The sequence below is a fragment of the Methylobacterium haplocladii genome (assembly GCF_007992175.1).
In the GTDB taxonomy this organism is placed as follows: Bacteria; Pseudomonadota; Alphaproteobacteria; order Rhizobiales; family Beijerinckiaceae; genus Methylobacterium; species Methylobacterium haplocladii.
The window spans coordinates 1-8292 of the sequence record NZ_BJZT01000064.1 but is presented as its reverse complement, the minus strand read 5'-3'; the positions used below and the strand labels follow the sequence as shown (position 1 = coordinate 8292).

Sequence of the window (8292 nt, the reverse complement as noted above, 5' to 3'; positions counted from 1 at the left end):
TTACCTCACGAATTCAGGCTACGCTTCCGTGTAAAAACAGCACGCTCAAGCGACGCCGACGCCCGCATCATCGCCGACACCGACGGCCCCATCCCGCGCTTGCAACGGCAGCAGACCGGGATGACGGCCGAATAGGCGCTCGATCGAGCCGATATGGACCGGCCGCGCCGGCCCGTCGTGTTCGATGGCAGAGCTTCGAATCTACGAAGCGTCGGAAAGCGGCCTTTGCCCGACGATCAAAATCCAGTCTTCAAAGAGAAGGCCCTCGTCAGGGATCTTGCTCCAGTCGAGATTGGATCGGTGTTGTTCGAGGAGGGCGGACGTCTCAGGTGTCGGCGCGCTTCGGTGCTCGAACTGGATGTCCAGCCCTGATGCGACAACGCCCCGGCGGATCTCGTCATGCGTGACGCGATTGAGTTCCTCGACCCGTATAGAGGTCCACTCGTCGATTTCCGCCCGTTGAGTCAATTCCGCAAAGTCCGAGCGAAGGTGAGCCCACGGATAAACGTTCGGATCCAGGTAGCCCCATAAGTGCGCGCCGAGTGCACTATAGTAGAGCGGACACGTATCGATGAGCAGGACACCGCCGGGGGCGACGTACCGCGCGGCTTCGGCAATGAACGCGCTCGGATCTGGAACATGTTCGATCGAGTCGAGCATGAAGACGCAGTCGAAGCTCCGATCCGGGAAACTTGTCTTGAACAGGTCGGCGCCGATGAGAATGGCCCTGGCGGGGTCTATCCCGAGGTTTTCGCAACGACGATCGAAGCCACCGACATCGACCCAGGGGAACTCCGCGAGATCGCGATCGATTCCGATCGCAGTCTGGAAACCGTGCTGGAGGGCCGCGACGACGCCGTTGCCGATCCCGCAGCCGATGTCGAGAAACCGGCCCCGCTTGACGGTCTCGGGGACGCTCCATTTGATCTTGCTCCAGGCGTGGCTTCGCCTCTGCTCGAAGCTCTCGTCCTGATCCTCCCTCGGAAACTGAATGTCCTCGAATCCTGCCATCGTCATCCCTTTGCAACGGACCCATCGCTTGGGTGGCGCTCAGGCGCTCTTCTGTGCAACCACGTAGATGTCGTTCCTGGCGCTCGGCATATCCCGGAGGATATCCGTGCGCCAGCCCTGAATGTAGATATTCGGATCGACGAAGTGATCATCGAACAAAACGTCGTAGTAGATTTCGCGATAGCCGATCTCGACGATCTCGAACCCCGCGGACTGCAACATGACCGACAGGTCCCGTTCGGAAAAGAAGCGGACGTGACCGCGCCAATCATGGACCTGCATGGCTGAGGTACCCTCGACCGGCTCGAACACGGCAGTCGTCGTATCGAGGATGGAGTTGAAGACGTTCAACATGAAGGCGTTGTCCGTTGTAATAAAGATCTTTCCGCCCGGCTTTAGGACCCGATGCGCTTCCTTGAGGGTCGGCATCGGGTGATAGAGATGCTCCATCACGTGGAACAACGTGACGGCATCCTGCGTGTTGTCGCGGATTTGCAGTCGGGTCGGCAGGCGATCCTGCCGCGTCAGGTCGACGACGAAGGGATCGAGATCGAGAACGTCCGTCGCGATCTGATACTTGCTCAAAAGGTCATAAGACGTGTCGTTGAGCGGCTGGATCACGGTGCCGGTTATCTTACCAGTAAAGCCGAAGTAGTCTCGCAGCGTTACCGGCACAACGAACGGGTACGAGCCCAGGTCCAGCAAGGATGCGGCCCGGTCACAGTGACGATTGAGAAGGGATGTCGTGGTCCAGACACGGTGAGCCTGCGAAACTAGAAAGCTCGGATTGCCAATGTATTTTTCGTGCGGTGGGATGTACCACATCCCGATATCGGGAAACTTCCTGCACCAATCCAGAAAGTCAGCCGGCGGGAGGTCCAGCCAATCGTGGCCTTCCGGCTCTACCCGGGCCGGAACCCAGTTCTCGAAGAGCTTGTTCAGCGGGACGTCCCCAATGAAAGACAACAAGCGCTGGTTCATGATCGAATTCTCCGATTTCGCCTTCATTGTTATTCGAGATGCGATCAGCGGCGATGTTGATCTTGAGGTCGAGTCCGAGATCAGTTCGCTTCATCCGATTATCGAACGGCACCGCGCTCCAATACGAAATCACGAGGTGTTTCGTCCGTCACCTATAATTGCTTCCGATCATTGATCGATCACTCGTCGTAATATGCTTTAACCTGCCTCGCATGTCCAAGCCAATGCGCGCGGCGGCAAATTGCGCCGTATAGTTCTGGATCTGCCTTGCCAGCGACGTCAGGCTGATCGTGCCCCGGTCGAGGCGAAGGCAGCTCGCGTGGGGAGATTCGAGCGCGCCCGGCAGGGCGCGGATCAGGTCCCGCAGGGCCGCCTCCAGGCTCGTAACGTCGCCGGGCGGCACGAGGCGGCCGAAGCCGTTCGCGACGTAGGGCAGGTTGTAGGCCGCGTAGCCGACCGGGATGCAGCCGGCACGCAGAGCCTCCACGACCGGCTTGCAGAATCCCTCGTGATAGGACGGGATCGCTAGGATGTGCGCTTCGGCGTAAAGTCTTGCCAAGGTGTCGTCGTCGACGGTGCCGTGCATCGTCACAATCTCGCCGAGGCCCTTCCCCTCGATGAACGCCCGGACCTGCTTGACGTAATCCGGGTCGGAGAAGTCGATGTTGCCGGCGAGTTCCAGCCGAAACGGGACGCCGCCCACATCGAGCAGTCCCTCCACGGCCTGGAGCAGCTCGAGCACGCCCTTGGCCCGGACGAAGCGCCCGACGAACAGAATCGTGATCAGGTCCTTCGTCTTGTCCGACGGTCGCTTGAGCGGGCCGCTCTCCACGACCAGTGGCATGTCGCGGATCCGGTCCGCCTCGACCCCGAATTCCCGCGCAACCTCGGCATTGACCCCGCTGACCGCCCACACCTCCTCGGCGTCGCGCAGGAGGTGGCATTGCGCGAGCGACTTGTCGATCGTCGCCCAGGAGCGCTGCGGCACGAATTCCCGGGGCGTGACGTTGTGGAAGCAAACGACCCGACGCGCCCGACCGTTTCCAACCATGACGGCGTTGAACAGGTCGTAGGTGATGCCGAAGTGCCAGAGCAGGATGTCGGCATCGAGGTAGTCGCGATGAAACAGGAGATCGTTGACGCTCGAGACGATGTGGGACGGGATTTCCGGATAGTCGTTCCTGTAGCAGAACAGGGATACCCGATAGGCGTCGTTGGCCGTCAGCGCCCGATAGGTGTCAATCGCCGAGGCCGAGATGGCGTCGTTGCGCGCCACGATGCTGTTGATCAGGGCGACCTTCGGCGGGAGCGCGATCCTGGCGGGGCTGATCGACCCAGCCTCCTCGTCGCGCGTCCCGGCATCCAAGCTGTCAGCCATGCTCCGCACCTCCCGCTTCGGCGCGGTCCACAACGGACGAGAGAAACGCCAATACGCCCTCGGCCATGTGGGTCGGCGTGAAGCGCGCTTCGTAGCGCTCACGGCCGGCGCGTCCCATCCGGGCTCGCATCGGCGCGCTGCCCACGAGCGTTTCGACCGCGGCGGCGAGCGAAGGCGCGTCGCCCGGCTCCGCCAGCAGACCCGTCACGCCGTGCTCCACCACCTCGGTCATGCCGCCGGCACGGCAGGCGATGACCGGTTTGCCGAACACCATGGCTTCGAGGAGAATCAAGCCGAACGACTCGAACCGCGACGGCGCCACGAACAGATCGCACGCCTTGTAGAAGCCGAGCAGTTCCGCCTCCTCGACCTCGCCGTGAAAGCGAACACGCGGCAGGAAAGCCTGGGTGGCGTGCCGTGTCTCGAACAGCTCGCGATAGGTCTCGCCTTGGCCGCTCGCCAGCGTGTCGTTGCCGACGACGTCGACGACGAGTTCGGGATGCGCTTCGAGCAGCGCAGGCAGCATCTCGAGCAGGACGTCGATGCCCTTGCGCTCCTCCAGGCGGCCGACGAACAGGAGCCGTAGCGCCCCGTCCGGCACCGGCGCCGGGAGCTGAACCGGAAACGCCGACCAGTCCTCCTGGCCGTGCGCGACGATCTCGATCGCCTGCGAATCGAATGAGACGCCGTAGCTCTGCTCGATCTGCTCGATGATCGCCTTGCTGTTCGCCAGGATGGCCGGGGATTCCACGAACAGGCGTTGTTCGAGGGCGAGCATCGGGCGCGCGAACGTCTCCATGAAGGTCTCGTCCTCGAGACGATAGCTGTGGCTCTCGAGATAGAAGGATAGCGTCGTATGCAGGCTCGTGACGAGCGGCCAGCTCCCGTCCAGCAGGAAGGCGATGCCCTCGCAATCCCAGATCGGCGCGAAGACGGCATCGATCGGTCGTTCGGCAGCGACACCATGCGCGACCAGCAGCATCGTGGCCGAGTAGTTCCATATGTGCTGAGGAATCTGCGCGTCGATGGCCTCCCGGCTCCTGCGGATCTGCTTCGGGGCAATCCGATGCACCCAAACGCCGTCCTCGAGATCGACGGAATCGTTTCCCTGCGCTTTCGTGAGGACGTGGACCTGGTGCCCCAATGCGGCGATGGCACGAGCGAGCTGGTGGACGTACCGACCGATGCCGCCGATCGATCCGGGCGGATAGTATTGTGTTAGGAGGCAGATCGTGCGGCGTCGGCCCTCCGGCGTGAGACGCGGAAACGGCATGAAGGGGCCCTCGTGCCGCAAGAGGGCCACCGCATCGTAGAATAGGCGGTTCTCGGCCAGGGCCTCCTTGAGGCCGCTGGCGAGGCCACGGTCGACGTCGTCCCGGAAGCGGTCACGCAGGTCGGGGGACAGCCTTCCGGTCGATATTCCCCATTCTAGGTCTTTATTCAATCCTTCGACAAAGACGCGCGTACTCGCGACCGCATCCATCATGTCGTGGTGGCCGCCAGCGTTCACGAGGGAGAAATAGATCTTGCTTCGGATGATCGCGTACCAGGCCGTCAGCATGCGGCCCTCCGACCGGATGTGGCTCGCTGCGTATTTGTGGTGAACCAGCGCCCCCTCGACCTGGGCCACGTGGTAGCCGCGATCGACGAGCCGGACCATCACGTCGGTCTCGTCGAGAAAATAGATGAACTGCTCGTCGAAGCCGCCGATCTCCATGACCGCGCTGCGTCGGAACGCGCTGTTCGCCCCGATCGCGATCGGATAATTGGCGGAGTAGGGAAAGTTGTATTCCGGCATGGGCCGGTCCCAAGTCGTGTCGGCCAAGCCCATGCGGTTGGCGGTCCCGAAGCGCCACTGAAAGCTGACCCCGGTGTGGTCGAGAAGAAAGCCGCCACAGGCCCCGACGACTGGATCGGAGAACGGAATGACGACCTGCCGCAGCCATTCCGGCTCGGGGATCGCATCGTCGTCCAGGAAGGCGACGATCTCGCCAGCGGAGAGTGCCAGGCCGATGTTGCGGGACTGGGAGAGGTTGCGGGTCGGGCAATGCGCGACCTTGATCCGGTCCGACCAGCTCTCCGCCAGTTCCCGCGTGCCGTCCTGCGTCGGGCCGTAAACGACGCAGACCTCGAAATTGGGATAGTCGAGTTGGCGCAGGCTCTCCAGCGTCAGCGCGAGGTTCCTGACGCGGCCGTCCGTGTTGATGATGATCGAGACCGGCGGCGTCGCGACACCCTCGCCAGCCAGCAACCGCCCGGTCGGCGCGGCGACGTCGACCGCAAGAGAGGTGTCGGGCGACGACATCAGGGGGCGACCGCCGTGATCTCGAACTCGAAGCTGATGTCGTTCTTGCGGCCCTTGACGGGCACGGACACTTCGCGAAAGCCGGCTTCGGTCAGATGCTTGCCGAGGCTATCGGGCGTGAGCATGTTGAAGTGAAAATCGCCCTCGTATTCCTGAGCGCCGAACAGGACCGAGCGAAAATGCTCGAAGCTGTAGGCTCCCTTGGCCTGCTCCGCGAGCATCGCCTCGCCGTCCGGGACCACCGCCCGAAACACGCCTTTTGGTTTCAGGAGACTGTGCCAATAGGGAAGCAATCGGCGAAGATGCTCCTCCGGGAAATGCTCAAGGACGTGCTGCGAGGTGATCTCGGACACGGTGCCGGGCTCGAACGGGAGGTCGCCCGCATCGGCCACGACGTCGACGCCGGGTAGATCCCGGAAATCGACGTTCAGGTAGTCGGGCAGCGGGATATGACCGCAGCCGAGATTGAGCCGAACGTCTCCAGCCTTCTTGGCTGCTTCGACCCTGTCCTCGTCGACGATCCGGCTAACCCGTTTCGCCGCCGCGTCATTGGGTCCGGCCATGCCTGCACTGAAGCGCATCTCGTAGAGGATTTCCTTGCGGATGAATTCCACGCGATGCCACAGCTCGCCGATGCTGCTGGTCGTTTGCTCGGCCGCCTTCCAGAGGTTGGCGCGATCCGCCTGACTGTCCGTCAGCGAGGTCCTCATCCATTGGACTTCGCCCGCGGAGTGGTCAGACTGCCCTTGCAACGTTTCGATGCGCTCACGTGCCGCGTGGAGGTCCGACCCTGAGCGTTCGGCGGCCGCGGCAAGCTCCCGGAGTTCGGTCGCCATCAGGTCAGACCGATCCCGCAGAGTCTGGTAATCGCCCTCCCGCCCGATCAGCACACCCTCGAAGCGGACCAGAAACTCCGCCAGTTGCTCGTTGCGGCGATCGGTCGTCGACATCCGTTCCTGGAGCGCCACGAGCGACGACGCCTGCTCTCTCTCGGTGGCCTCGCTCATCGCCTGGACACGGCGCGAGAGCGCCTCGATCTCGGATGTCATCTCGCCCCAGCGCTCGAAGTCTCCCTTCCTGGCCTCTTGCGCGGCGCGCAGCGAGGACAGCTGAAAGCTCAAGGCCCGGACGGTTACCATCGCATTCAAGAAGGCGGGAACGTGCTGGCTCAGGGCTCGACTCTCGCGGGCGACTTCGCTGAAGCGCTCCTCCGCCCGAGAGCCGGACTGGTTGATCGCAAGCTGAACCCGGGGTTCGATCAGTTCGAGGATGCCGTTCCGCATGTCCTCGAGGAGCGTCCCGGCATCCTGGCGCTGGGTTCGATGCCGCTCTTCGCTCGCTTCGATCTTCTCTTGGAGCACGCTCTTCAGCCGCGAGGTGGTTTCCGCGATGGCGAGTTGCACGCGCCGTTCCATCGCCTCTCGTTCCCCGTTCAGGGATTCCTGGGCGATCCTGAGGACGTCGGCAGCCGTCGGTCCGGACCGGCGCTTGATCCCGAGTTGATCCCAGCCCCACATCGTGATCGACCTCATACCATTGATCGCGGCCTGCACTCGCCGCTGCAAACTGCCCAGTTTCACATAGTCCGTGTGCTACTATGTTGGGTGCGCATGTAGTGCAACCTCGTGTTCGGGCTCGGTGGCGAACCAGTGAGCTGGGTGTTGGATCTACCCGTTAGTCGGGCGCCGCCTCGCGCGCATTCCCTCAACGAAATGCGATGAGGTCCCCTATCCCTACGACAAGGACCTCTACCGCCAACGCCACAGGCTCGTGAGGTATGTGTCGCCGACTTGACAGGAAGCGACGCAGGCTGCGAAGGCCCGCCTCGGCGCGGCATCCTCATCGGAGAGATTGGTGACGTATTATCTTCGTTGGCGTATGAGCGAACTGCCCTCACAAGTAGGCACAGACGAGGAAACGGGTTTCCGTGTCATAAGGTATGTTGAGGGATGTGCGAGCTACGGGCCATATTGCCGTCTGGAGGCAGGAACCTATTTTGGCGGATTTCGCATCCGGGCGTTAGAGACCTCAGATGCTACGGACATTCTTCGTGTCCAAGCGGGCCGAATGATGGGAACCGACATCCTCGCTAACAGATCCGTTTCTGGGCCGGAATTGTTTACTAGTGTCGCCGGCCTCGTCGGCATAGACTTTGTGCTTGAGAATGAAAGCACAAACGTTGAAATCTGCCTATACGTAAGTGAAGCGGCTTCGATCGAAGTTCAGAGCCTCATAGTGTTTCGAAACGAATTAGCTTAGCAGGCTGCTGCAGAAGCTGCACTGGGTCGAAGGCGAGAGTCCTCGTTGGTCTGAGGCTTCTCGGTGAGCGGCGTCCCCGCCGAGAGCGCTGGCTTAGGCTCGGGGCGTGAGCCAGTCAGGTTTCGAGTGAGGCCGCAGTTTTTGGTCCCGCCGCTAGGTTTCGAGCACGACTATGCATGGCCGGCACGCGGCCACGCGACCTTGCCACAGTCGCAAGTGATCCGCCCCCTCTGAAGTGGTCCGCCCTGAGGTATGGCCTGCGGGCCAGTTTGGAGTTGATCCCGTTTGTGGTCCACGTCCTATGCAAGTTCTCGGGCTGTAACAGCTTGGTTGGCGAAGGCTCGGGGCGTCAAGCCGT

The 8292-nt window shown here is 62.2% G+C and carries 5 protein-coding genes; all 5 read right to left on the bottom strand.

Annotated elements, in window-relative coordinates; genetic code table 11:
• Positions 1-201: 201 nt before the first annotated feature.
• On the bottom strand, positions 202-1011 hold the full coding sequence (locus tag MHA02_RS21445; RefSeq protein ID WP_170249421.1) for a class I SAM-dependent methyltransferase: 810 nt from the start codon (positions 1009-1011) through the stop codon (positions 202-204).
• 39 nt (positions 1012-1050) lie between these two features.
• The gene (locus MHA02_RS21440; protein WP_170249419.1) at positions 1051-1992 is read right to left on the bottom strand and encodes a class I SAM-dependent methyltransferase; all 942 of its coding nucleotides are present in this window, start codon (positions 1990-1992) and stop codon (positions 1051-1053) included.
• Positions 1993-2140: 148 nt separating this feature from the next.
• On the bottom strand, positions 2141-3370 hold the full coding sequence (locus MHA02_RS21435) for a glycosyltransferase (RefSeq protein WP_147082573.1): 1230 nt from the start codon (positions 3368-3370) through the stop codon (positions 2141-2143).
• A complete protein-coding gene (locus MHA02_RS21430; protein WP_147082571.1) occupies positions 3363-5675 on the bottom strand; it encodes a glycosyltransferase in 2313 nt (770 codons plus the stop codon). The genes MHA02_RS21435 and MHA02_RS21430 overlap by 8 nt, the downstream gene beginning before the upstream one ends.
• Positions 5675-7228: a class I SAM-dependent methyltransferase gene (locus MHA02_RS21425; protein WP_147082569.1), complete on the bottom strand. Its 1554-nt coding sequence runs from the start codon at positions 7226-7228 to the stop codon at positions 5675-5677. The genes MHA02_RS21430 and MHA02_RS21425 overlap by 1 nt, the downstream gene beginning before the upstream one ends.
• Positions 7229-8292 lie beyond the last annotated feature (1064 nt).

What these genes read in the sequence shown, in the direction of transcription:
- MHA02_RS21445 (WP_170249421.1), bottom strand. Translation starts at nt 1,011, where the DNA reads ATGGCAGGATTCGAGGACATTCAGTTTCCGAGGGAGGATCAGGACGAG.
- MHA02_RS21430 (WP_147082571.1), bottom strand. Translation starts at nt 5,675, where the DNA reads ATGTCGTCGCCCGACACCTCTCTTGCGGTCGACGTCGCCGCGCCGACC.
- MHA02_RS21440 (WP_170249419.1), bottom strand. Translation starts at nt 1,992, where the DNA reads ATGAACCAGCGCTTGTTGTCTTTCATTGGGGACGTCCCGCTGAACAAG.
- MHA02_RS21435 (WP_147082573.1), bottom strand. Translation starts at nt 3,370, where the DNA reads ATGGCTGACAGCTTGGATGCCGGGACGCGCGACGAGGAGGCTGGGTCG.